The 23,461-nt window shown below is 59.1% G+C and carries 21 protein-coding genes and 2 pseudogenes; 10 read left to right on the top strand and 13 right to left on the bottom strand.

Annotated elements, in window-relative coordinates; genetic code table 11:
* Positions 1–118 precede the first annotated feature (118 nt).
* Positions 119–813: pseudogene (locus tag RIB52_RS00290) on the top strand (IS5 family transposase); the annotation flags it as partial.
* Positions 814–895: 82 nt separating this feature from the next.
* On the opposite strand, the gene RIB52_RS00285 reads toward RIB52_RS00290, so the two are convergent.
* From RIB52_RS00285 to RIB52_RS00270, 4 genes are read right to left on the bottom strand one after another with little or no spacing between them, the layout of a single operon-like run.
* A complete protein-coding gene (locus RIB52_RS00285; protein WP_350171727.1) occupies positions 896–1,522 on the bottom strand; it encodes a D-sedoheptulose-7-phosphate isomerase in 627 nt (208 codons plus the stop codon).
* A gap of 18 nt (positions 1,523–1,540) precedes the next feature.
* Positions 1,541–2,542 carry a GHMP family kinase ATP-binding protein gene (locus tag RIB52_RS00280; protein WP_350171725.1) on the bottom strand — a complete coding sequence of 334 codons (1,002 nt, stop codon included), beginning with the start codon at positions 2,540–2,542 and terminating at the stop codon, positions 1,541–1,543.
* A 60-nt stretch (positions 2,543–2,602) separates the two neighbouring features.
* Positions 2,603–3,910, bottom strand: a complete 1,308-nt coding sequence (locus tag RIB52_RS00275; protein WP_350171723.1) for an HAD-IIIA family hydrolase — start codon at positions 3,908–3,910, stop codon at positions 2,603–2,605.
* The gene (locus RIB52_RS00270; RefSeq protein WP_350171721.1) at positions 3,907–4,893 is read right to left on the bottom strand and encodes an NAD-dependent epimerase/dehydratase family protein; all 987 of its coding nucleotides are present in this window, start codon (positions 4,891–4,893) and stop codon (positions 3,907–3,909) included. Before RIB52_RS00270 ends, RIB52_RS00275 begins: the two co-directional genes overlap by 4 nt.
* 192 nt (positions 4,894–5,085) lie before the next feature.
* Here RIB52_RS00270 and RIB52_RS00265 point away from each other — a divergent pair, with 192 nt between their 5' ends.
* The 4 genes and pseudogenes from RIB52_RS00265 to RIB52_RS00250 all read left to right on the top strand — a co-directional run.
* Complete coding sequence (locus RIB52_RS00265) at positions 5,086–6,189, top strand: glycosyltransferase (protein ID WP_350171719.1); 1,104 nt, start codon at positions 5,086–5,088, stop codon at positions 6,187–6,189.
* 199 nt (positions 6,190–6,388) lie between these two features.
* Positions 6,389–6,613 (top strand): hypothetical protein, encoded by a 225-nt coding sequence (locus RIB52_RS00260; RefSeq protein ID WP_350171717.1) that lies wholly within the window; start codon positions 6,389–6,391, stop codon positions 6,611–6,613.
* A 60-nt stretch (positions 6,614–6,673) separates the two neighbouring features.
* Positions 6,674–7,042, top strand: a complete 369-nt coding sequence (locus RIB52_RS00255; protein WP_350171715.1) for a TylF/MycF/NovP-related O-methyltransferase — start codon at positions 6,674–6,676, stop codon at positions 7,040–7,042.
* Positions 7,043–7,542: 500 nt separating this feature from the next.
* Positions 7,543–8,091: pseudogene (locus RIB52_RS00250) on the top strand (IS3 family transposase); the annotation flags it as partial.
* 52 nt (positions 8,092–8,143) lie between these two features.
* Here the strand turns inward: RIB52_RS00250 and RIB52_RS00245 are convergent.
* Entirely contained in the window at positions 8,144–9,085 is a 942-nt protein-coding gene (locus RIB52_RS00245; RefSeq protein ID WP_350171713.1) for a glycosyltransferase family 2 protein, read from the bottom strand.
* Between the two features lie 219 nt (positions 9,086–9,304).
* Between RIB52_RS00245 and RIB52_RS00240 the strand changes: the two genes are divergently transcribed.
* Positions 9,305–10,417 carry a sulfotransferase domain-containing protein gene (locus tag RIB52_RS00240; protein WP_350171711.1) on the top strand — a complete coding sequence of 371 codons (1,113 nt, stop codon included), beginning with the start codon at positions 9,305–9,307 and terminating at the stop codon, positions 10,415–10,417.
* Here the strand turns inward: RIB52_RS00240 and RIB52_RS00235 are convergent.
* Positions 10,331–11,701, bottom strand: coding sequence for an O-antigen ligase family protein (locus tag RIB52_RS00235; RefSeq protein ID WP_350171709.1), 1,371 nt, complete (start codon positions 11,699–11,701; stop codon positions 10,331–10,333). The two genes, RIB52_RS00240 and RIB52_RS00235, sit on opposite strands and share 87 nt — an antisense overlap.
* A 158-nt stretch (positions 11,702–11,859) precedes the next feature.
* On the opposite strand from RIB52_RS00235, the gene RIB52_RS00230 reads away from it, so the two are divergent.
* On the top strand, positions 11,860–12,126 hold the full coding sequence (locus RIB52_RS00230; RefSeq protein WP_350171707.1) for a spike base protein, RCAP_Rcc01079 family: 267 nt from the start codon (positions 11,860–11,862) through the stop codon (positions 12,124–12,126).
* Positions 12,126–14,225 carry a hypothetical protein gene (locus RIB52_RS00225; RefSeq protein WP_350171705.1) on the top strand — a complete coding sequence of 700 codons (2,100 nt, stop codon included), beginning with the start codon at positions 12,126–12,128 and terminating at the stop codon, positions 14,223–14,225. Before RIB52_RS00230 ends, RIB52_RS00225 begins: the two co-directional genes overlap by 1 nt.
* A 154-nt stretch (positions 14,226–14,379) precedes the next feature.
* Here the strand turns inward: RIB52_RS00225 and RIB52_RS00220 are convergent, their stop codons facing one another.
* Both RIB52_RS00220 and RIB52_RS00215 read right to left on the bottom strand, forming a co-directional pair.
* Positions 14,380–15,180, bottom strand: coding sequence for a class I SAM-dependent methyltransferase (locus RIB52_RS00220; protein WP_350171703.1), 801 nt, complete (start codon positions 15,178–15,180; stop codon positions 14,380–14,382).
* A 180-nt stretch (positions 15,181–15,360) separates the two neighbouring features.
* Positions 15,361–16,560, bottom strand: coding sequence for an acyltransferase family protein (locus RIB52_RS00215; RefSeq protein ID WP_350171701.1), 1,200 nt, complete (start codon positions 16,558–16,560; stop codon positions 15,361–15,363).
* A 283-nt stretch (positions 16,561–16,843) separates the two neighbouring features.
* Here RIB52_RS00215 and RIB52_RS00210 point away from each other — a divergent pair, with 283 nt between their 5' ends.
* Both RIB52_RS00210 and RIB52_RS00205 read left to right on the top strand, forming a co-directional pair.
* Positions 16,844–17,806, top strand: a complete 963-nt coding sequence (locus RIB52_RS00210) for a hypothetical protein (protein ID WP_350171699.1) — start codon at positions 16,844–16,846, stop codon at positions 17,804–17,806.
* Positions 17,807–17,840: 34 nt separating this feature from the next.
* On the top strand, positions 17,841–18,548 hold the full coding sequence (locus RIB52_RS00205; protein WP_350171697.1) for a sulfotransferase family protein: 708 nt from the start codon (positions 17,841–17,843) through the stop codon (positions 18,546–18,548).
* 32 nt (positions 18,549–18,580) lie between these two features.
* Here the strand turns inward: RIB52_RS00205 and RIB52_RS00200 are convergent, their stop codons facing one another.
* The 5 genes from RIB52_RS00200 to RIB52_RS00180 form a co-directional block, all read right to left on the bottom strand.
* The gene (locus tag RIB52_RS00200; RefSeq protein WP_350171695.1) at positions 18,581–19,192 is read right to left on the bottom strand and encodes a sulfotransferase family protein; all 612 of its coding nucleotides are present in this window, start codon (positions 19,190–19,192) and stop codon (positions 18,581–18,583) included.
* A 118-nt stretch (positions 19,193–19,310) separates the two neighbouring features.
* The gene (locus RIB52_RS00195; protein WP_350171693.1) at positions 19,311–20,768 is read right to left on the bottom strand and encodes an oligosaccharide flippase family protein; all 1,458 of its coding nucleotides are present in this window, start codon (positions 20,766–20,768) and stop codon (positions 19,311–19,313) included.
* A 61-nt stretch (positions 20,769–20,829) separates the two neighbouring features.
* Entirely contained in the window at positions 20,830–21,876 is a 1,047-nt protein-coding gene (gene rfbB / locus RIB52_RS00190; RefSeq protein ID WP_350171691.1) for a dTDP-glucose 4,6-dehydratase, read from the bottom strand.
* Complete coding sequence (rfbD, locus tag RIB52_RS00185; RefSeq protein ID WP_350171689.1) at positions 21,869–22,726, bottom strand: dTDP-4-dehydrorhamnose reductase; 858 nt, start codon at positions 22,724–22,726, stop codon at positions 21,869–21,871. The genes rfbB and rfbD overlap by 8 nt, the downstream gene beginning before the upstream one ends.
* Before the next feature lie 18 nt (positions 22,727–22,744).
* Positions 22,745–23,398 (bottom strand): class I SAM-dependent methyltransferase, encoded by a 654-nt coding sequence (locus RIB52_RS00180; RefSeq protein ID WP_350171687.1) that lies wholly within the window; start codon positions 23,396–23,398, stop codon positions 22,745–22,747.
* Between the last annotated feature and the right edge of the window lie 63 nt (positions 23,399–23,461).

The following is a 23,461-nucleotide window of genomic DNA, read 5'->3' as shown; positions in this document are numbered from 1 at the left end:
ATTCATTAGGCTCTGTTCTTTAGCCGTCTTTGCGAAACACCTAGGCTCAGGACCCGTTAAATCGCTTGCGCTGGACACAATCGGTTGGTTCAGTGGCAGCATCAAGGTGCTGCTGCCGATGTCCGATCTGTGGTTGTTGAGCGAGCCGCAGATGCGCCGGATCGAGTCTTATTTTCCCCTGTCGCACGGTATCCTGCGGGTCGATGATCGACGGATTGTGAGCGGCATCATCTTCGTGATCAGAAACGGGCTGCGCTGGCGCGATGCACCGGCAGGTTATGGCCCGCACAAGACGATCTACAACAGGTTCATCCGCTGGAGCCGCCTGGGCGTGTTCAACCGCATCTTCGCCGAGCTCGCCGCCAAGGGCGGCAAGCCCGACCAGCTCACTATCGATGCTACCCATCTCAAGGCGCACCGGACGGCGGCAAGCCTGCTAAAAAAGGGGCTCTACCCAGACGTATCGGGCGCACCAAAGGCGGCCTGAACTCCAAGCTGCATGCAGTCTGCGATGGCAAGGGCCGTCCGCTGATCATGCTGCTCAGCGAAGGGCAGATGAGCGATTACAAGGGCGCCGCGCTGATGATCGATGCATTCCCCAAGGCCAAGGCACTGCTTGCCGATCGGGGCTATGATGCCGACTGGTTCCGCGCCGCGTTGGAGCGGCGCGGCATCACCCCCTGCATCCCCTCAAAGACCAACCGCAAGGCGCCCATCCCGCACGACACGGCCCTCTACCGTCAGCGTCACAAGGTCGAGAACATGTTCGGCAAGCTCAAGGACTGTAGACGCATCCACACCCGCTACGATCGCTGAGCCCACACCTTCATGTCCGCCATCTGCATCGCCGCAACCGTCATCTTCTGGCTGCCGCAATGAGTCCTGAGCCCAAGACTCAGAACTTGAGCTGCCCCAGCTTCGCCGTGTCGCAAATGTGTTTCTGCCGCGAATACTGGGCGAGGAGATGCATCAGCGATTGGTGAAGGTCCTCGATGATGCCGTAATTCTCGGCCTCGACATGGAGGCTGATATCCGCAAGCTCGCGGGCCTGGCCTCCCGAAAAGCCGGTCATGGCGATCGACGCCACGCCGTTCTCCCGCGCCCATTCAACCGCCTCGACGATATTCGGCGAGCCACCCGAAGAGCTGATCACGATGAGAAGATCACCAGCCCCGGCAAGCGATTCGAGCTGGTAGCGGAATATTTTGTCATAGCCGATATCGTTGCCGATCGCCGTAATGATCTCGATATTGGAGGACAGGCTGACTACTTGCGGCCTGAGCGTCGAGTCGGTCCGGATACCCTTCACGCAATCGCAAACGAGGTGGTTCGAAATCGCAGCGGAGCCACCATTACCGCAGCAATAGATCCGTCGCCCGTCATGGGTCGTCTCGGCGATCAGGCGAGCCGCCTCTTCGACGGCATTGCGGTCGATGGTCTTGCTGGCCTCGGCAAGACGCTCGAAATATTCGTCGGCGTAGGTGGAGGCGTGCTCAATCTGGCTGGAAGGGAAATAGGGCATGGTAAGGTATCCTCTTGCTCAGGTGGCGACGGGCTTGCCTGACTGATAGAAAATGATGGCGGTTCCGTTCTTGTCGAAACGGAAGGGGACTTCGCGCAGGTGCGACAGGGCCTTTCGCAGCCCGGGATGCTTTTCGACCGGTGCGGAAAAGACCATGAAGCCGCCACCGCCCGCACCAAGAAGCTTGCCCCCGGTCGCGCCGTTCGCCCTCGCCGTATCGTAGGTTTCGTCGATGAGCGAATTTGTGATGCCGCCGGTAAGCTGGCGCTTGAGTTCCCAGTTCTCGTGCAGGATGGCGCCAACGCTGTCCGCGTGACCCTTGGCGAGTTCGTCGCGCAGCGTGTAGACCAGTTCGACCATCTGTCCGAGCGCCTGCGTCTTGGTGATACTGCCCCCGACATCCTTTGCCTGCTTCTCGAGTATGGTGGAAGCCGACCGATCGCCGCCGATGTAATACATGATCATTTCCGCCTCGACCCGCTCAATCGTCCCTGGTGGTGCCACTACCGGGGCAACCGTCACGCTGTCGTCGGCATGGAACTCTATGACGTTGAGCCCGCCCGACGCGGCAGCATACTGGTCCTGCTTGCCGATCGGTTCGCCGCACATGTCGAGTTCGACTTCGCACGCCTCGCGACCGAGGTCGAGCTTCGAGATATAGCTGCCATTATAGGCGTACAGGGCATGGAGCAGCCCGACGGTGAAAGAGCTCGACGAGCCCATGCCGCTCCCGCGCGAGGGAATGTCCGCGATCGAGGTGATCTCGACACCGGATTCGATGCCGGTTTTCTCGAGCCCGGCCTTCACCAGGGCGTGCTCGATCTGGCTGGCATGGTCGACGGTCTCGGTCCGCGAATAGGACAGGCGGATACCATGCTCGAAACGCGGATTGATGGTTACGTAGACGAACTTGTCGATCGAGGTGCTGAGCACCGCGCCGCCGTGCTCGCGGTAATAGGACGGAAGGTCGCTTCCCCCGCCGACGAAACTGAGCCGCATGGGCGTCTTGCTTATGATCATGGCTTTCCCCGTGAGCCGAAACCGGCCGCTAATCCCCGGAACCGTCCGCCCCGGATCCGCTCAGATATCCTGTTCTAGGATTAATGCGACAGCTTCGCGTAGACTGGGCGCGACATGGGTGGCGGCCGCGTCGAACTTCCCGTCGCGGCCCGCGAATCCGGTTTCGACGAGGACCGAGCGCATCCCGCAGCGGCGAGCGAGTTCGATGTCCGTCGTCATGTCGCCGATATACCAGGAGGATGCGATGTCGATGTTGAAATCCTCCGCCGCGCGGTCGATCAGGCCGCGCTCCGGCTTGCGGCAGCCGCAGGCGAATTTGAGCTCGGGGCGCTCCCCCTCGAAGCCCTTGTCGGGGTGGTGCGGGCAGAAATAGAGCGCGTCGACATACGCGCCGCAGGCACCGAGCAGGGTGTCGAGGCGATTGTGTACCCGCTGCAACTGCGCCTCGCTCGCCTCGCCGCGCGCGACTACGGGCTGATTGGTTATGATGACCGAGCGGAACCGCGACCCGTTGAGCCGTTTCAACCCTTCGGCCGCGCCCTCGATCAGCACGACCTCATCAGGGTCGGAGATATAGCTTCGCTCCTCGTTCACCACGCCGTCCCGGTCGAGAAACACGGCGGGCGACGGCGTTCGCAGAGAAAGGGCAGCCACCCGGCCTGAACGCAGATCCCGACCGGTCTTGTTCAGCCGCTCGGGCGTTCCTGCGTCCTTGATGTATTCCGGGCTGCGATAGCCGAATAGCGTCCGTCCGCTTTCCAGCATGCGGGCGAAGACATGCTTGCCGAAATCAGGCTTTTCCGGGAGACCCTCCAGCCCCGCGAGAGCTTCCTTGTCGAGGATATAAAGGCCGGCATTGACGAGGTTCGGAAGATCCTTGCCCGGGGGGTGCGGATAAGAATGGAGTGCAAATACGAAGCCGTTCGCGTCGACTTCGACGATGTCCGAATCGGCCGGGTGATCGTTGGGATGGACGAGCAGCGTCGCATCGGGGCGATTGATTTCGTGCACGCGAGCCATGGCGGCAAGATCGACGTCGAGCACGACGTCGCCGTAGAGCACGAAGAAGCTGTCATGCAGGCTGTCCAGCGCGTCGATGACCGCTCCGGCCGTGCCCCGGGCGCGCGCCTCCTCGACACATTCGACATCGAGCCCCCAGCGCGAGCCGTCGCCGCAAAAGTCCCTTATGGCATCAGCGCGATAACCGCACAGAACGCACACGTCCCTTATTCCGTTGGACGCGAGCAGTTCGAGCTGGCGATCGAGCAGAGGGCGTCCCTCGACCGCCGCGAGCGGCTTGGGCAGGTCGCCCGTGATCGCTTTCAGGCGGGTGCCCATCCCTCCGGCAAGGATTACCGCTTGTCTCAAGTTAGCCCCCATTCCCCAGCACATTCGGCGACGGCGCGCAGCATCGCGTCGCGCGATGTCAGTTCGGGGCTCCAGCCCAACCGGTCCAGCTTCGCGGTCGAGTAGGAGAAGCGCGGCACATCCCCTACCCAGCCGCGATCGGTATCCTGATAGGCGATCGTCGCTGTGCCTCCGGCGTGAGTCACCATCGCGCCCGCGATTTCGCTGACCGACACTCCCTCGTCGCGAGGACCGATGTTGTAAAGGTGTCGCCCGGGCTGCCCTGCGATACGGTCGATTATGAAAAGCATCGCCTCGACCAATTCCGCGACATAGAGATAGGGCTTCTTCTGGGTCCCGTCCCCGAGCACTTGTAGAAGGGACGGATCAGCCATCAACTTTTGGCAGAAGTCATAGATGACGCCGTGCGTGGCACGCGACCCGATGACGTTGGGGAACCGCAATATGAAGGCGGTATCGAGGAAGGTTTCCACCGCCGCGCTGATGGCTGCCTCGGCGGCGAGCTTCATGGCGCCGTAATTCGAGATCGGCAAGAGCGGCCCGGTATCCTCGGCCAGCGCCTCATCGTTTTCCCCGTAGACCGCCGAGGTTGAAGCGAAGACCAACCTGCGCGCGTCCGTTGCTCGGCAGATCGCGAGCGCGCTGCGCGTGGTCTGGAAGGTGTCGCGAAAGTCGATCGCATCGTCACGCGCCCCGGCGGCTATGTCGGAATTGGCCGCCATATGCCAAACCATGTCACAGGGCCCGATCGCGAGGAGGGCGTCAGGTATCTTGTCCGGATCCCCCAGTTCGGCCTCGATGAAGGTAAACCGGTCGTTCGCCCCGGCCCCGGCGAGATTTTCCATCCGGCCGCGCAGCAGATTGTCGGTCCCCACCACCGTTGCCCCCCTCGACAGCAGTTCGTCCACAAGATGGCTGCCAACGAACCCCGCGGCGCCTGTTACCAACATCTTCATCGCTTGCTCACCGGGGTGTTTTTGCACTGCAACAACGCCTATAGATCGCCCGCAGCGTGACAACAAGCAGCTTGCCGGATTTGGAACGGCCTCATTCGTGTATTGTGCGGGACCAGTTCGTTGCGCAAAAACCTCAGGGTTGCGGAGAACAGTATGAAGACCATTGTCCACATCAGCTGCGATTTCCCCGACCCAATTGTACCAGCCAAAACGAAGGGCGTGGTCAGCTTCATCGACAACACGCCCGGGTTCCGGCACGTCGTCTATTCGCTCAACCGCGCGAACTGGCGAAAGAACCTGGTGGCGATCGATTTCGACACGGATCGCACGGCGATCGCTTACGGGGCACCGCCCAAGGGCCTTTTGCTCGAAAGCCGGCTGGCGCACGTCACCGCCTTCATCAAGGCGGACCTCGAAAAGAAGGGCATTGCGCCCGACCTTTTCCACGCTCACAAACTGACAGTCGAGGGGCTGGTGGCCCATCGGCTCTCGAACCAACTTGGCATTCCCTACATCGCCAATATCTGGGGCGACACCGACATCAAGTTCATCGCGGCGCGAAAGGACATGGCGGCCAAGTGGCGCATGATCATGGAAGACGCGCGCCGCCTACTGCCCTGCGCACCGTGGACTGCGGACAGGTTCATTGCGGATCACGACCTCGACCCCGCGAAGGTTGAGGTGATGTTGCCGATCGTCAAGCAGGAGAATTTCCTGCCTCCCGTCGTTACCGGCGAAGCCCGGATCGTCACGCTGTTCAACCTCGACCAGCACAAGCGCAAGAACCTCAAGGGCCTGCTCGACGCGGTGGTCGAACTACGCCGCAGGGATCCCAGGGTGACGCTCGACATCTGGGGCCGCGGCAACGCCGAAACGCTCTGCGACATCGATGCAATGATCGCCGCGCGCGGAGCGGGGGATTACATCAATCTCAAGGGACCGCTGCCGCAAGGGGCGTTCGAGACGACGCTCAACGCCTACACCGGCTTTGCCATGCCGACTCTGCGCGAGACGTTCGGCATGGTCTTTATCGAGGCGATGCTGTGCGGGCTTCCGGTGCTGCACACGCGCGGCTGGGGGATCGACGGCATCTACCCCGATGACATGATCGGCTATGCATGGGATCATTCGACGCAGGCCGATATTGTCGCTGGCCTCGAACACCTCATCGCGAACGAGGCCCGGCTGAAAGAGAGCCTGACGACGCTCGCCGGGCAAGGAGCCTTTGATCAGCATAAACGCGAGGTCATCGTCTCGCAATACGCGAACATTCTTGAGACCGCCTGCGCTGACAAGGTCCGTGATGGCTCTCTGGTCGAATGATGGTAACGGCGGGATTTTCTGCTCCGATCGAGGAGGCGCGCGGTCCCGGCAAGTGCGTCCGGCAGGTCCGTCTTGCGGCGCACTCAGCAGGCAGCAACTCAGTTTGATAAAATGCGACTGTCCTTCACGGAATAGGATCTCCCGACTCAGCACCTGCTTAAAAGGGGCCTTCGATGTCGCGATCTGGGAACAATCACGTATGTCTGTAAATCAACTGAAGAAGTTATTCGGCCTGGTGGCCAGCCGATATCTGCCGGAGCGCCCATTTGCCGGATTACCCGAAGTGAATGTCGAGAGACGGATCACCAATGGTCGCAATCTGTTCGAAGGATACCAGAGAAGAACCGGACTTGAATTTGGCGATCTGGAACGGCAGGTCATGCGCGGTCCGATTTTTCGCCGCGTGCATAACGTCGCCAAATAGAATAAGACTTATGTCGCACGAAAAAAGCTGGTGAACCTTTAGCTCATCATTCGATACTTCATGCCCGAAGAATCCGGGAATATTATCGAATACGGCTCCTACAGCGGCGGCAGTGCAATCTTTATGGCACTGCTCCTCAAGGAATTCCATCCGGGCGCGCAGGTCTACGCGCTGGACACCTTCGGGAGCAGGCCGAAGACCGACAAGGCTGTCGACATGCACGAGAGCGGCAAATTCGGCGATGCGAATGTGGGCCGTATCCGCTCGGCAGCGGATTCGCTTGGGCTCGACAACCTGCACCTCGTGCAAGGCTTGGTCAAAGACACTGCGCAGAGCGGCTACGACGAGGCGGGAAGCTTCGGCCTCGCCCATCTCGATCTTGACATCTATCACCCGCTCAAGTTCGCGCATGAAACCGTTCGCCCCTAGATGGCGGGGGGCGGTTACGTGGTCTGCGACGATGCCACGATGTCCACCTGCCTTGGCGCGACACAAGTTGTGGAGGAAATGATCCGGGACTACGGCCTGCGTTGCGAGCAGATCTACCCGCACTTCGTTTTCCGCGCCGGTCTCCAGCAGGCGGTCTGCCATTCGGACATCGGGCGACGCGGTGGGTCTGAGCTCCTAGATTTCCTCCGATTCTAAGTAGGGTCCGGCCCTTGCGAAGTAGACGGATGAGATTTGGCGACCGCCCTGCCATACTGAAGAGCCAGGCGTCTCCAGCGGATTGCGCTCGAAATGCTGACATCAAAGTGGGCTGCCGCTGCTCGGCAACTCATGCGGCCGTCGATCCCATCGCCAACCCGGTCCCGAAGGTCCTGTGAAAGCGTTCGTGCCATCCATGCTGGACTCCTGACCCAGCAAGGAGCTTGAATCAGAACTGCGTCCGCAAAGGAATCCCCTCCGAGTCAGAACGTCGGGAAAACGCTCTAGCGCCCGGTGTCAGACGGCATACGGTGGCTCATCTCCCGGAGGAGTGCAAGGTGAGCCAGCGCCGTGCCTGCGCGGTGCTGGGCGTGGACTGGACCATGGTGCGCTATGCCAGTCGTCGGCCTGACGATGCGAAGGTGCGTGAGCGTATCCGGGAGTTGGCCAGCCAACGCCGCCGGTTCGGCTACCGGCAGCTCCACTGGCTGCTGTGGCGGTAAGGATGGACCATGAACCACAAGAAGTTCCGGCGGCTGTATCTTGAAGAGCGGCTGCAGGTTCGCCGTCGTGGCGGTCGCAAGTGGGCGCTGGCCGTGCGGGCACCGATGACGATCCCGCAGGGGCCGAACCAGCGCTGGAGCCTTGACTTCGTATCCGATGCCTTCGCCTGCGGTAGGCGCTTCCGCATCTTCGCCGTGGTCGATGACTACAGCCGGGAATGGGTGCGCCTGATCGCCGATACGTCGACCTCAGGCGCGCGCGTCGGCCGAAAACTCGATGCAGCGGCCTTCGAGCGGATGGCGCGGCTCCACACGATCGTCAGCGAAAATCGGAAATCCGGGGGATCGGGCCGGTCGGCTTCCCGAAATCTTTGCCCCAGCACTAATAGCCGCCGAGCCAGTCCCTGCGCTGTTCCCACACCGCCTTCCACATCGGAGCCTGCGGAGCCTCTCGCCTGCGGATGCGGCTGACGAGCCGATGTCCCAAGTGGCGATTCAGGGCAGTAATCCAGAGCAGCGCGATGCCAAGAGGCCGTGCGAGAACGCTGAAGTGATCGCGAATGATCGTAACCTTGCCACGGTAGCTCTGGACCTGTTTTTGGCCGCTAGACACGGCGGAAGCGCCCCCATGATGGATGATGGTCGCATCTGGTGTCACCATCGGACGATAACCGAGCTTTGCCGCTCTTAGGCAAAGGTCGCTTTCCTCTGAATACATGAAATATCGCAGGTCAAACCCGCCAAGTTTACGCCATAGGGCGGTACGCAGGAGGAAGAAGCAGCCAGTTATAATATCGACCTTCTGCACCCGGTCCATCCTCCGCGACACGCTGCGTTCCGGGTTGAACACAGGACTATGCGGAAACAATCGGGACAGCATCGTTGCGGAGCACAGCAAACTCCAAAGTGTCACCCGGTTAAAGCAGGATGTGGCATTAAGCGAGCCGTCCGCGAAGATCGTCCGCCCGCCGACAATACCTGCCTCGGCATTGGCTTCGGCGAAAGCGAGCAGATTCTGAATTGAGCCAGGAAGCGTCTCCGTATCGGAATTGAGCAAAAGGATCCATTCAGCGGTCGCGAACTCCGCCGCGCGGTTATTTGCGGCTGCGAAACCGATATTGTCCGGAGAGCGATGGAGTTCCACCTGAGGGAAGAACACTTCAATTGCGTCCGGCGACCCATCATGCGAGGCGTTGTCCCAGACAATAACCTGCAGCGCGATGTCGGAAGCATTCTCATAGAGGGTTTCTATGGCCTTAAGAGTCATCTCGCGAGTATTGAAGCTTACGATTATCACGGAAATTTCAGCTTGCGGAATCGCCATGAGCCATCATCCTTTCGCAAATTTGCAGTGCTTGAGGATCTCCGTAGTCAGTAGCGGGATCCAAAATCTCGCGCTGTCCCGCTGTTGGGGTAGCCGCACGTGAACTGTTCTGAAGCCATCGGACCTGCTAGTGATTGCTGGTCTGAGGCCCTCGTTCAATGCTTCAGGAAGTAGGTGTTGACGTTGGCATCTCGACGAAAAAACGGAAAGAAGCGCGCCATGGTCTGGACACCCAACCTCATAATCGCCGGGGTCGCGAAATGCGGAACCACCTCCATCCACGACGTTCTGGCGGAACATCCCCGCGTGATTGGCGGAATCGAGAAGGAACCATGGTTTCTGAATGACACACATGACAATTTATGCCCCTCGGTCAATGTTCACACGCATGGACTCGAAGCGTGGGCCCGGCAGTTTCACGATGAGGGTCAAGGCAATTTCGATATATGGATGGATGCCTCCGCGACCTACCAGTATCAGCAAACCGCCAAAGAGGTGATCGCCGATCTCGATCCGCAGCCCAAGGTCATGTTCGTTGTGCGCGACCCTGCACGCCGATTATTCTCCCTTTATCAATACGCGCGATATCACCACCGAGCGATACCCCATATTCATTCCTTTTCGCAGTTCATCGAAAGTGTCCGGGAGCCGGTGGACAGCCGGCTGCTGGATCAGAACCTGATGGTGCATGCGTGGAGCACGTCCCGGTATGACTTGATGCTCGAAGAATGGAGTCAGATCGTGCCGCGCGAACGCCTCTTCGTAACCTCCATAGAAGAGTTCTCGGCTGACCGGAATAGAGTTTTGACACGTCTCTCCCAATGGCTCGGAATTGATCCCGAGGGGTTTAAGGATGCAACCGTTAACCGTTCGAACCCAACGGTTGTGACCCGAAGCAAATTCGTTCGGCAACTCGGCAAGAAGCTGGCGCACGCGCTCCCAGACACTCGCGCTATAAGAAGCCTTAAGACAGCGGTGCGAGAGTTAAATTCGGCACCTGTCGATAAAAGCGAGTTTGAGGAGAATGCCGAACTGATCGCGCAGTTATCGGTCGAGTTTGCCCCCACATGGAACGCTTCCAAGAGATGCGAACTAGTTTGGCTTGGTAAAGCATGGTCGGTGTCGCGCAGTCCGACCAAATTCACGGGTGACCACGAGCGAGAAACGTGCTTGCTAGGCCAAGGCATCAAGATCTCCTTGCCAAGCCCAGTCGCCGTGAACGCAAGCCCCTGGTCCAGAACGATTCTACCTCCCCAATTGGCGCGATCTCAGCTGCAACGGTTTTGGCCTCGCGACGAGGGGCGCATGCCGGGGCGAAGACACTCCAATTGAAACCCCGATGGCGATCAGCATATACATCCATGTCTGAGCCCCGCCAAAAAAAGCAACGACGCTGCCTGCAATGATCATCGCGGCCAAGGCGATAGCCACCGCGACATGCAAGCGCCTGTCAATTTCGTCCGTCAACATGCTGGATCGAGAAACGAGAAGTACTGCGCCTATAGATACCACCAAGAACGCCACTGCCGGAACCAGACCGTGCCTTATCGCGAGATTGAGCCAGTTGTTGTCAACGCTCTCCACCATCCAAGGCAATCGTTCGTAACCGTCATACCCTATTCCGAACCATGGATGCTTTGCCACCGATTCCGAACCATATTTCCAGATCAGGGTCCGATAACGAGCCGTCTGCGGGTCGAGGGAGTAGCGGGAGAGGACATTCACTATGCCCTTGGACGCTATGACGTCTAGCACAAAGAACAACGCGATGCCCACCGGCAGCGCCATGCGCCAGCTTAAGAATGCAATGCTTTTCTGGATCCGGTCGAAAGCCAAGGCACCAAACGAGATGATCAGTATAACCAACGCCGTAGAACTGACGGTCAGGATCGCAGCGAAACTACCGATGACGCCCACAAATCTCGGCCAACCCCGGATGCCCGACGAGAAATAAAGAGGGAAGAAGACAGATAGAAAAAGTCCTGCAAGAATGGGATGGGGAAAAGGCCCAACTGCCCGGATTATACCAATTCTGCTGATCGCGACGTATTCTCGCTCGCCTACTGCAACACCGCTTTCAAATTGCTGGCGGGCACCGAAGACGGATGCAGCGGCACGCCGAACCAGCACGTCCCCGGCCAAGACTTCCAAAACAAGGGTCATCGCAGCTAGGCCGACCCCTGGAGCGACAAGGATGAGAAAGCGCCGTAGGTCCGTCGAGTCACGAATACAGATCCGTCCGACGAGGTAAGGGAGTATCACGTCCAAAGCGCGAGATATGCCGCTAGCAGCGCCATCGGCAGGGCCGTAATACATGATGAAGGCGAAAACCATCCAAGCGCTTCCAGACGCGAACACGTAGTCCAGCAAAACCCAGCGCAGCGGCTCGCGAACCAGGTTAAGCGCGAGGAATGGAAGGACCCCGAAGGCTACAATTCGGTAGGCGTAGAGGGTCTGGCCCGCGATATCGAGCCGCATCTCGTAAGGAGCCATCGCAGCATAGAAAAGAGCGACCGCGGGAAACAGCGCCAGCAGGGTATTGGTCCTACCCGACCCCGTGACGGGGCGCCTACGGGAATTTGCCAACCCTGATTGGGCGGAGATGTCATGCGCCATGGGATGAGGGCTATAATGCGCTTTCAACATGCTGGAAAGGCCAAAGCATTTCCTTCTGTTTGTCTTCTGCAGTTCGAACAAAAGAAACCATTTTCCTACTGGCCTGCCGATGGCTAGATGAGGGTTCCTGTCTTGTTCTAATTCAAGGAGGCCCCATCATGACAGATGTCTTCGACAACGTTGTAGGCACGCTCTCGTCCCCCGCTGGAGATTGCTTCGAGCTTTCCACCTCTGACACCTCGGATCTGCCCCGTGCCACGAAAGCCATCTATATCGGAATCAGCGGAGACATAGTCCTACGGCCAGTTCACGGAGCGACCGACGTCGCCTTCCTCAATGTCCAGGCCGGCACGATTATCCCCATTCGCGTGAACGCCGTGCGGACGACCGGTACGACGGCATCGGCGCTGGTGGGGCTGATCTGATGATCGAACTAGGTAGCAATATTACCGCGCTCTGGAGCCGACCCACTCGCATGCCGGGCTCCATTGTCGAAGATCTGGGGCCATCAACTTTCTGGACCGGATTACCGGCCAGCGGCTTCACCATCACCCCGACGGACCCGGCACGCACGACTGCGAAGCCTGCCTGCCGTCTCGTCGAGGTCCCGAACCAGCGCTTCACGGACGCGCTCGTCGTCAGCGCCATGGCGTTCGCCAATGATAACGGCACGCTCATCGGCGGGGTCGATCGAGTGCGGTTTCATTTCGAAGGCAACGCGATAGATGTCGTCGCTCCCGCGCTGCGCAGTTTCACGCGACGCGATGGCAGCACTTATGTCCTGCCCTGCTATTCTGCCCGGCTGACGAAACCGTCCGGCACGACCGGCGAGGCTCATCTCTACATCGAGGCGATCCCTGCCGATGCGACGATGCAGAGCCGTGTCATCGGCCCCTTCTCCTATTTCATGGAGGATACCGAGCACGACATAGAACTGGAAATTGCCGCATCCGAAGCGGAGGTGGCGGGCGAAAGATACCAAACCCTGCGCGATGCCCTCCTTTACACCAAGGCGCAAAACTCGGTCGCGCCGAAATACACTTTCACCGAGGACGCGACCATCGGCGTGGCCGACCTTGGGGACGTGAACGACATCCAGGCGACCGGTCCGTTTGCCACGATCACTCACGCGCCTGGCGTCACCGTGACGTTCGGAAACACGAGCCTCGACACGAATAACGCCCAATATCGCCCGAAATACAAGAAGCTGCATTTCCGAGGCGGCGGGATCGTGTTCGACTTCCGCAACGTAACCCGCTGGCGGGTCGAGAACGACCAGTTTTACTGGCTGGAAGGTGTGACGATCACCAACAGCGACCCGGCCGGTCCGAACGCGCTGTTTGCCAAGGGGAAGCGCCCAACTGCCGAACTTTTCGAGCGGGGGAACTATTACACCGACGTTCACTGCGAGTGGGCGGACAATGCCTTCGGGGGTGCGCCCAAACTGATTCGCGGGGCCTATGTCGAGGAAGCCCTCAACGACTTCGGCAACAATGCCGAGTGCAGCGTCGGCAACAAGGTGCTGAACGGTGACAACACGGTATGGTGGAACAACCCGTCAGGCCCCGCGATCTCGATCATCTATGACAGTGTTGCTGGCAGCGGTGCGGCGGCGACCGTTGAGAAATCCGGCGGCGGGAATAGCGATGGGGTCTACACCTTCAAGGTGGACGGTTCGACAGTTGGCACGTTCACGGCACTGAACAGCTGGACCGCATTCGAAGGCGACCAGTATTCGGTTTCCAGCCTCGTTGATTACATCAACGGCGACGGGGCCTATGCGGGGACCGGGCTGGCCGACAGCGATCCCGGCTTTTCCGCAACCCTGCTGGACGACTCGCGACAGGCCGCACAGCTTTCCCTGACGGGTGGCAACGGCAAGGCGGTTCCCGCGCAGGACATCACCGACACCGCGCTGGAGCTGTTCGCCGAGTTCGACCTGCATTCGGACTTCCTGCAATGCGGCGACAATGCTGATCTCGAAAACCACATCATCGCTTTCAACGACGTGCGCAACTGGGGCGGCCAGATCATCCATATCGGCGGATTTACCGACCGTTACATGTATGACTCGTTCGTCATAAACAACCTGCTCGACGGAGTGGAGCAGGGCTATATTTCCAATCCGCGCGACCGGATCATGGCGCATTTCGTGTTCGCCCATAACACCTTCAACGATCAGGTGTTCACTCTCGGTGACGGGATATGGGACGGCTACTCGATGATCGCCAACAATTTCGCGGCGGGTCTGGCAGGGGATGCGACCGGAACCGACCTCATCGTCAAGAACAACCATGTCGCCGAGGCGCTGCCCGACAACGGGCGGCCGAACAGCGGCAGCACGATCACCGGGGGAACCGGCGACACGGTTGGCGGGACGAAGGCTGACCTCTTCGTAGACGAGGCCAATCACGACTTTACCCCGGCAGGCGTGCTGGTGACGAACCTGAAAGCGCCTGTGGTAGAGAATGATCGGACTGGAAAAACGCGAGCCCTGAACGCGCCAGTCGGAGCCCTCTGCTGATCACAGGACCTTTCCCGGCCAGTATGGGCGGTCACGGCCTGCGAAGGTGCAGCATCAATGATGAATGTTGCACTGATACCCGGCAAGTTGTGCTAACCGTATCGTGTAAGACGTTGCTTTGCCAGGGTACTGGACGTGCGCGCGGAGGCGTCAATCAAACCGGTTTGCGACAAACATGAAGCAGCTCAAGCGGGTCTAGCATCCAGTCGGTTGCGCGCTGATCATCGAACTCAAATGGATCGAACAAGGTTACGTCAAGCCCAGCACTTCTGAGTACCGCGAGATACGCTTCTTCCGAGAAAAGTCGCAGGTGGTCGTCCTGGCCCAGAAGATCTATCCGTTGCTCAGCCGTAGAATCGAGCGGTAACTCAATCTTGTCCTTCATCTTCAGAGCGATGGGCACCTGAAGAATCGCACTGCCCCCGGGAGCCAGGACGCGAATGATCTCTGAAAGCGCGAGTTCGACATCGGGAACGTGCTCGAGAACATGATTGCAGACGAGAAGATCCACGCTGTCGCTCTCAATCTTCAATGCCGACAGGTCGATCTGCCGCACCCCGCTAAGGTGGCGATAGCGCGCCGGCTCGAAATCATAGGCTCGATAGCCGCCGGGAGCAGCCTGCTTCAGTCGATAGGTGAGCCCTTTCTCCGGAGCGAAATGGGCAATTCGAACTGAAGCGGGAAAGCGGAAGCGTCCCCCCCCGTTTGTGAGCCAAAACCAGATCAGCCGTTCACGACAGCTGGAATGACATATTGGGCATTGATCGGCCATTCGGCGCATCCCGCCCACAACCTGCAGCCGTTCGAGCACCTTGAAGCCGTAGCCGGTGTCGGTGAACCGGCGAATCGCAGCACCGCATACGACGCATCTACGCGGGCCCGCATTCAATACCTTGCGTCCGCCTTCGATGACCGGATACGGGATAAGTCGGCCGATCCGTTTCTTGTTCAGCATTCTACTCATGTCCTTCCTCGGCTCGACTTCTCGCTTTTCGGATTGCGAAAGGTTCAACTTCAGGCCCTGCAATGGCCAACCGGGCGCCGAGACGCGACGCATGAACAGGCGCGGTTCGCATTTGCGCAATAACCATATTCGGCGCCAAAAACAGTCTATGCTTATCGTCGTCCATCTCCACTATCGAGCGCCGGGTACAGCACTGCGATTGGGTGCGCCCTCTGGTGGGCCCGCAGGCTCAAGCCAGTACAAAAGGACCGTACCAAACGGGATCCGATAGAGCAGCGAACGGGTAAGCTCGGCCGGGAGGCTCTTCAGTTTGAGCGCGGGTTCTTCGATAAACGTCCATGTCAGCCAGGCGATCGTCAAAGTGACCGGCATGCAAACAGCAAAAAGAGCTATCGGATTCTCGAAACCATAAAGATTCATAAGCACGGTCAGCACCAATGCATGCGTCAGATAAACACCGTAGGACAGGTCGGCCCGCTGCAGAAATGCCGACCAAGGCATCCTGACAAGACCAAGTCCGATCACGAAATAGGTGATCAGCACCGGTGCAATCAGGTGGCTCCAATCGAGGTAAAAAGTGACGGTGATCGCCGCGAATGAAGCCCAGAGCAGAGCCGGCGACCATCGGACCTTTTCGGCGTAAAGGCTGAGAACCGCGCCCGCTCCGAAATAGCCGAAGAGATACATCAGGGTGCCAAGGCTTCCCTTTCCCTCCGCCTCATCGAAGCCGTATAGAAGCGGATAGGCGAGCAGGGCCGCTGCCCATGCGAGCACGAACAGGAGCCGGTGCCTCAGAATGAGCGCCATGCTCGCGAATGCAATCAGGATGTAACAAAGCCACTCGTATCGCAGCGTCCAAAGGGGGTTGTTGATCGAATTCGTCCCGATGTGGTTCGTCACACCGGGGAGCCGAAGCTGCAACGACGTAGTGACATTGCGCAGATAGGACCAAGTTTCTCCACTGGCGAAATACTCGCGCAGAGAAAGCGAACTGAGCAAGGGTCCGAGGATCAGGGCCGTAGCCAGCACCACGACGAAGAGCAGTGGCATAATGCGCATGAACCGTCGGCTCAGATATTCGAGGACGTTCCCGCTCTTGATGAGGCCTGGCGTCACGAGAAAACCGCTGATCGCAAAAAACACCGCCACCGCGAGCAGCCCCAGATGCGTGTAGCCGTGACTGAACTGGAACAGCAGATCATCCTTCACGGCGTCGATCTGAATGCCGAGCGAGTGATGCAGCGCCACAGCCGAAGCGGCCAACAACCGCACGGTATCGAAGCCGGGGCCGCGATTACCTTGAGAATCCAGAATGTGTCGAAAAGTCGGAGAGCTGGCGATCACAGTCTCTTGATCGACGCTTTCGCGCATCCAGCACGCTCCTTGAAAGCCACCCGCAAACCTAGGGGTACGGGCCGAGAACATGTCCTGCCACTGGCGATGTGCTTTGGCAATGCCGATTGCGTTCGCTGCAGATTTCCCATCCGCACTGCTGCAATGTGTTGCGCTAAAGCCCTTCCGCAACAATGAAGCGGCGCTGAAAATCCTGCCGTCAGCCCCTGTCGACCGAAAAGGGTTGCCCATGTCCGGGCGCACGCTAATTCTACACCTACTCCGCACACGCTAGCCAAACCCCTCATCCTGGAAAGATCGAATGCGCGCCGATCATCCGCAACGCCCAGAATTCGAGGTCTCCATCGCAGCGCACTATGTGCCCGTGCGGATACCCTATTTGGCCGACGTGCTGCGGGCGATTGCGCGTTGGGACCGACCGAAGGTGAAGGTGACCCTCGTTACCAACGATCTGGCGATCGCCGACGAACCGCTAGTGCGCGAATGCGGTGCATTGTTGAACAAGAAGGGGTTCGAACTGACCTTCGATGTTGCCCACGACATGGACCACCCGTGGCACCTTACATGGTGGCACAAACCAGCTCTAAGAAACTTCTTCGCTCGCGATGAGCGACACGAGCGCGATCTGTTCATGTATATCGAAGACGACATAGTCGTAACCCGCCAAAACCTCCACTATTTTGAACGCTTCCTGCCCCTTACCAAGCGGATCGGCTGCCTTCCCGGCTTCCTGCGTTTCGAGAAAGGTCCCGCGGGTGAGCGGATTTCGCCTGATTTCCGCGGGTATCAGTTTATCCCCGATGACCATGTGATCGAGATCGACGGACAAAAGTTCGTCGCACCGCGATTTCCTTACTGGGCCGGCTTCATATTGGACGCGGAATTGAACGCGGAGTATCAGGCCTCCCCCTGGTCCGATCTTGACGAAGCCGCAAGGCTGCCTGAGTCCCGAAATCATTCCTGCCGAGTGCAATCGGCCTGGGCACTGACTTACGATACTGTCCCGGACAAGTTACCTTCCCGCTGCATTGTGCCTGTCGATGATGATCTTACGCCGCTTGAATGTTGTCAGGTCTGGCATTCGGCGAACAATTACTCGGTTTCGAAACAATACAATTTCGGCACTGTCGCCATGGAGGACATCTTCCAGGGTTCTAAGCTCGCTGCTTCGGTAAGACAATCGATCTGGGATGCCTCGGCGCTTCGCCGCCGGGTAACCGACAAGGTTCGCAGGGAAACGCAGCGATTAGCCGGACAGCGTTAGCCAGACAAAAGGCAGTTCAAAGGGATTAGAGTATATGAGCCTAGCGATCATTTGCGGCTGCGGCCACAGTGGCACGACACTTCTTGCTAACATGATGGCCGCTCACCCTAAATGCTACGTACCGCTGCAGGAGACGCGTGTATTCTTTAGACGGACAGCCATTCCAAGACTTTGGTGGTTTCGGATGGTGAGCGTTTTCAAAGGAAAATCTTTCATCGTTGAAAAAACACCACGACATATCAAAGTCATAGATCGTGTAAAACGGATCGCCCCGCGGACCAAGATCATCTTCATGGTTCGTGATGGCCGGGACGTATCGGCGTCGCTTTTCAAGCGCTTTGAAAATGAGGCTGCTTCGGTCGATCGGTGGATCGAAGCAAACGAGGTCGTCTTCGCTTGGGAATCGGACCCCAACGCGATCATGGTCCGTTACGAGGACCTCATCACGCAGCCCGAGACCGAATTGCAGCGCCTCTGTGCTTTCCTTGGCGTAGACTATGCGCCGGAGATGTTGCAATATCACACGAAGAAGCGGTTGTGGTTTGGGACAAAGAAGTTCGAGAAGGGGTCAGATAAGGACGGAGAAGAGCACGACAAGTTGAGGACATGGCAGGTCAACCAGCCAATCTTCGACGGGAGGGGCAAGTGGAGATCGGTGTTCGATCAGGCTCCAAGGAAACTAACCACCGGCAGAGGCAGTGAGCTAATGACTCACTTTGGATACGCGATCGCCGACAATTGACTGGCTTGACTTCGCGCCAGCGGCGACCAAAGCTAGCGCCGAACTGACCTTATAAGTCGGCTTCGAATGCTCCTTACAAGATAACTGAGCTTCCAGCGCTCGGAAGCCTTGTTTGCGTGTACGAACTGACCGTCGGGAGCATCCTCGCGGCCCAAGAAAACGCGGAGCTTCTCCCAGCCATCGCCATTCTCAAGATTTAGTATTAGAAGATCGTCCGGCCGCTTAGAGAAATAGGCGCGGACTTCGGCGTTGTGAGCTAGATAAACTTCGCGATAACGCTGTTCATTTCCCTTGGGAAACGCAGCATCCTCGCCATAAATCAATTGGCGTCGAGCCGATGGTTTGTCACCGAAATGCTTAAGGACTGAAGCAAACCAGCGATCGACGTCGCGCTCCGTGAGAATGAACTTCGCACTTGGAAATGCCTGATCCAGCTCCTTGTAGAGTAGCGGCCACGGCATATCCTCGACGGCGTCGTGACGCCGCGCAAGCTCGAGCCCCATCGAAACGAAGCGGTCGCGCAATTGATGATACGAAAGGCCATCACCGTAATACGAAGCCACATTATAGCCGAGCTGCGTCAGCGCCTGGTTCATTGAGGACGTGCCGGTCTTCTGGAAGCCGATGCAAAAAATCTTTGGCATTTGATCCTCATTCAAGGGAGAGTGATGGAGAGTGTACCGCCTGCGTGACTATCCGCGCGCGGGTCTCCTTGTAAACCAATCGGCTTTCGCTTCCGGCGGCTCGACTGCGCCTACCGGACTAGTCATGGGCAGCTCGCACGAATCTGATCCGCTTCAGCGCGCCCATTATTTCCGCCTTGAGCGGATGTCCGATGAGCATCAATGTGATCAGCCAGGCGCTCCCGGCTACCGGAACGCACCATGCCAGATGCATTAAGCTCGACTGTTCGCTGACCGCGGGGATGGACAGTACAAAATAAGGTGCAGCCGAGCTTGTAACGGCGAGCAGGCTACTGCGCCAAAGAGTCTTCAGCAGATCCGAAGGTCCGATCCTGGCCTCTCGCCAAAGCAGGGTCTGATTGATAGCAAAGTGGATGAGCATGCTCGCAAAGAGTCCCCACAGCACCGTCGGCAGGTCATACTGCAATGTCGCAAGCAAGATAAGAAGCCTCGGCACGGCGCTCGCCAGATTACGCAGGAGTAAAGAATGGACCCGCCCCATGGATGCCAGCAGGGCGGGCGCCATCGCCGTTACGCCATGAATGATCGCGCCGGCGCTGAGAATCTGGGCGAGATAAATCGTTTCCTCCCAACGTTCACCATAGAAAGTCAGGATGATCGGTTTCGCCAGAACAATAAAGACCGCCAGGCCCGGCCAAGTGATACCGGTGAGCAGAGAAATGCCGGTCAGGTAATCCCGCCGGGCTAGGTCCACATTTTCCCTGTTGGACTTGGCGAAAGCGGCGAGCGCTACCGGCACGATGGCGCTTTCGATGCCGGAACGTAGCTTCCGCACGAGCACGGCCGAACGGTTGTAGAAACCGGCTGCAGCCAGACCCAGGAAGCTCCCGATGAGAATTTCGATCAATGCCATCGACGTGCGGTTGATGAGTTCGGCACCAGTGAACCGCGTGCAGAAGGCCCAGACTTCGGGTACCCTGCCCCGGCTCGGCCGGGCAAGAGCCAGGCGTGGATCGACTTTGGAAAGATAGGCAAGTTTAACCGCGATCTCCGCGACGACGCCGAAAGCGAGCGCCTCTGCCCGGAAACCGGCCAGCAGGGCGGAGATCGTCACGGCGGCTTTCGTCAATGCTCCGCTCACTTCGACCCCCGCAACCACGCCGAAACGCATTTGCCGATTAATTATGCCAAAAGCGGGCTGGATCAGCGTGCTGATGAAATAAGCCGGGATCATCAGCGCCAGCAGATATCCCACTTCGGGCTGGTCGAATGCAGTTACAAGTAGCGCTGCAACGCCCGCACTCATGACAAGAACCGTAAGTGCGATGGCCCAACCGACTAATTGTACCGAACGCATCAAGCTCTTATCGACATTCGGAGCCTGGATCACGAACGCCGGTATTTGAGCTAGACGTACCTGATCGAACAGTGTGAAAGTGGCGTAGGCAACTGCGAACGCCCCGATCTCGGTCGGGTACAACCATCGCGCAACAAACACGACGAGGGCGAGTGAGGTTGCGATCGAACCGAACCGGCTCACAGTGGATAAGGCTACCGATTTGCGAGTAGTGCTCATGGTCCGATCTCGCATGTGACCAATGCTGGCGTGGCTATCGGGATCTCGCCGCAGGACCCGTTCACAGGAGAGGCCGCCACCAATCTTCGTTATCGAGATACCACGCAAGAGTCTGGCGCAGCCCGCCGTCGAAGGAGCGCTGCGGCACATAGCCGAGTTCAGCGCGAGCGCAGGACTCGTCGATCGCGTAGCGGCGATCATGTCCGGCCCTGTCATCGACATAGGTTTTCAGGGAAGCACTCCTCTCACCCCGCGCGGGCGGTGCGTCGGGAAATCGGTCGGCCAGCTTGTCGATGCTTTGAAATGCTTGGTCCACCTCGGCGCAGATGGTGTCGATGACGGTGATATTCGGCAGCTCGGCTCCGCCTCCGATATTGTAGGTCTGCCCCGGCCTGCCGCGTGCGAGGCATGCCTCGATCCCGCGGCAATGGTCCTCGACGTGAAGCCAGTCGCGCACGTTCATTCCGTCGCCGTAGATCGGCAGGTCGCGCCCGTGCAGCGCGTTGAGGAGAAAGAGGGGGATGAGCTTTTCGGGATACTGGTACGGACCGTAATTGTTCGAACAGTTCGTCGTGGTCACTTCCAGGCCGAAGGTGTGGTGATAAGCCCGGACGAGGTGGTCGGAGCCTGCCTTGGACGCCGAATAGGGCGAATTGGGCGCGTAGGGCGTGGTTTCGCTGAAAGCCGGGTCTTCGGGACCGAGAGATCCGAACACCTCGTCGGTCGAGATATGGTGGAACCGATGCGCGCGACCGTCGCCCGCCAGCCAAACGCTGCGCGCCGCCTTGAGCAGCGCGTGGGTCCCCAGGATATTGGTGTCTATGAACGCATCTGGCCCGCTGATCGATCGGTCGACGTGACTTTCGGCGGCGAAATGCACGATCGTCGTGATCTCGCGCTTGCGCAGCAGACTCTCGACCAGTTCCTGATCGCGGATGTCGCCTTCGACCAGCTCCGCCTTCGGCGCACCGGCAAGGGTCGAGCGATTCCCGGCATAGGTCAGCGCATCGAGCACGACCACGAAATCCTCGGGATGATGCGCATTCCAGTAATGCACGAAATTGCCGCCGATAAATCCGGCCCCGCCGGTCACGAGCAGATTAGCCAAGGGATGCTTCCTCTTTGAGCATGGCGCGTAGCTGTTCACGCCAATGGACTGCGGGTGCGCCCAACAGGTCTCTGGTGGCGCGGCAATCGAGCAACGAAAAGGCCGGCCGGGCGGCCGGGGTGGGATAGTCGGTCGTGCTGATCGGTCGGATCGCCGGAACGCGCTCGATCAGCCCGGCAGCGAGCGCCTCCTCGCCGATTGCGACCGCGAAATCGTACCAGCTTGCAACACCCGTATCGCAGTGGTGGAAAGTACCGTTCGCACCCTTGGCCACAAGCCCCCAGATGGTCCGAGCAAGACCGGTCGCCCACGTCGGCGAACCAATCTGGTCGGCGACCACGGCAAGCTCGTCCCGCTCCTTCATGAGCCGGATCATCGTGCGCACGAAATTGGCTCCCCCGGCCTCGTAGACCCACGCCGTTCGCACCAGCAGGTCATCCTCCCGCAAGTGGCCCTCTCCCTCCGCCTTGGTCCGCCCGTAAGCCGATAGGGGTGCGCGCGGATCGTCCGGCAGATAGGCACGCGGCGATCGCCCATCGAAGACGAAATCGGTGGAGACATGGACGAGCCTGCCCCCACTCCGTTCCATCGCGCGCGCCATCACGCGCACCGCGTCGGCATTGATCGAGCGGGCAACTTCCTCCTCGTTCTCCGCCTTGTCGACGGCGGTATAGGCGGCCGCGTTGATGATCATTTCCGGGGCCTCGACCGCCAGGCGCGCTTCCAGCATCGGCTCGTCGGCAAGATCGACGTCGTCGACATCGATCGCGCACAGATCGAATTCAGCCGGGGCGGTGCGCTGCAACGCACCGCCAAGCTGCCCGTTGGCACCGGTGATGACAACCCTCATGCGCAGGCCCCGGGACGGTCAAACATAAGCTTCGCCTCCAAACATCAGCTGGCTTTTCGGAATGCCTAGGACCCTTTCCTCGATCAGCCTCCCGCCAGGGAATAGGTCAACGAGTTCGCGTCTTGCAAGAAGCCTCGTCTCGTCGAAATAGGTCGGGCCGTCGGCATTCGAGAGCAGGTGGAACGGGGACACCCGCACGACTTGTCGCCCGATCGAACGCGGCAGCCAGTGAATGAAAGGCAGCCCGAAATGAAGCTCTAGAGGGAAGGCGGGAGAGGGCGTTTGGACTACCCATGCCTTGCCCACGCGCATGACCTCTCGGGCGAGATTCGCCCGCTGGTCCTGCGGGACATGCTCGATCACCGAATTGCAGATCACCACGTCCGCCGACTGGTCTTCCTCGGGAATGCGCTTGCCGTCATAAAGCCGCGCGACGATCCGTGGGTCGTCTTCCTCGCGCCCCATCTTCATGCGGTTGTCGCTGATGTTGTAGCACAGGACCCTGGCGGGTTTCAGGATCTCGTCGACTTCATGCCAGAAGGCGAGCGAACCACCGATGTCGATCACTCTCGCGCCCTGAATTCCTGGGAGGAAGGCGCGGATCTTCTTGGCCCTCTGGCGGCGAAAGCGGCGCTGGGCCGGTCCTATAAGGCGGTTCCATGTCGAAGCCATCTGGAAAAGCTCCCGAACGTCGATCAATCAGTGCGTTCTGACGACGATTGCGCGCCGAGACGA

The sequence above is a fragment of the Erythrobacter sp. genome, from assembly GCF_040217515.1.
Classification (GTDB): Bacteria; Pseudomonadota; Alphaproteobacteria; order Sphingomonadales; family Sphingomonadaceae; genus Erythrobacter.
This window is presented reverse-complemented; position numbering and strand designations above follow the sequence as displayed.

Coding starts and splice junctions, on each gene's coding strand:
- RIB52_RS00200 (WP_350171695.1), bottom strand. CDS start 19,192: ATGCCAAAGATTTTTTGCATCGGCTTCCAGAAGACCGGCACGTCCTCA.
- RIB52_RS00220 (WP_350171703.1), bottom strand. CDS start 15,180: ATGCTGAACAAGAAACGGATCGGCCGACTTATCCCGTATCCGGTCATC.
- RIB52_RS00235 (WP_350171709.1), bottom strand. CDS start 11,701: ATGGCGCATGACATCTCCGCCCAATCAGGGTTGGCAAATTCCCGTAGG.
- RIB52_RS00210 (WP_350171699.1), top strand. CDS start 16,844: ATGCGCGCCGATCATCCGCAACGCCCAGAATTCGAGGTCTCCATCGCA.
- RIB52_RS00260 (WP_350171717.1), top strand. CDS start 6,389: ATGTCTGTAAATCAACTGAAGAAGTTATTCGGCCTGGTGGCCAGCCGA.
- RIB52_RS00215 (WP_350171701.1), bottom strand. CDS start 16,560: ATGCGCGAAAGCGTCGATCAAGAGACTGTGATCGCCAGCTCTCCGACT.
- RIB52_RS00245 (WP_350171713.1), bottom strand. CDS start 9,085: ATGGCGATTCCGCAAGCTGAAATTTCCGTGATAATCGTAAGCTTCAAT.
- RIB52_RS00180 (WP_350171687.1), bottom strand. CDS start 23,398: ATGGCTTCGACATGGAACCGCCTTATAGGACCGGCCCAGCGCCGCTTT.
- rfbD (WP_350171689.1), bottom strand. CDS start 22,726: ATGAGGGTTGTCATCACCGGTGCCAACGGGCAGCTTGGCGGTGCGTTG.
- RIB52_RS00280 (WP_350171725.1), bottom strand. CDS start 2,542: ATGATCATAAGCAAGACGCCCATGCGGCTCAGTTTCGTCGGCGGGGGA.
- RIB52_RS00240 (WP_350171711.1), top strand. CDS start 9,305: ATGGTCTGGACACCCAACCTCATAATCGCCGGGGTCGCGAAATGCGGA.
- RIB52_RS00225 (WP_350171705.1), top strand. CDS start 12,126: ATGATCGAACTAGGTAGCAATATTACCGCGCTCTGGAGCCGACCCACT.
- RIB52_RS00205 (WP_350171697.1), top strand. CDS start 17,841: ATGAGCCTAGCGATCATTTGCGGCTGCGGCCACAGTGGCACGACACTT.
- RIB52_RS00195 (WP_350171693.1), bottom strand. CDS start 20,768: ATGAGCACTACTCGCAAATCGGTAGCCTTATCCACTGTGAGCCGGTTC.
- RIB52_RS00285 (WP_350171727.1), bottom strand. CDS start 1,522: ATGCCCTATTTCCCTTCCAGCCAGATTGAGCACGCCTCCACCTACGCC.
- RIB52_RS00255 (WP_350171715.1), top strand. CDS start 6,674: ATGCCCGAAGAATCCGGGAATATTATCGAATACGGCTCCTACAGCGGC.
- RIB52_RS00230 (WP_350171707.1), top strand. CDS start 11,860: ATGACAGATGTCTTCGACAACGTTGTAGGCACGCTCTCGTCCCCCGCT.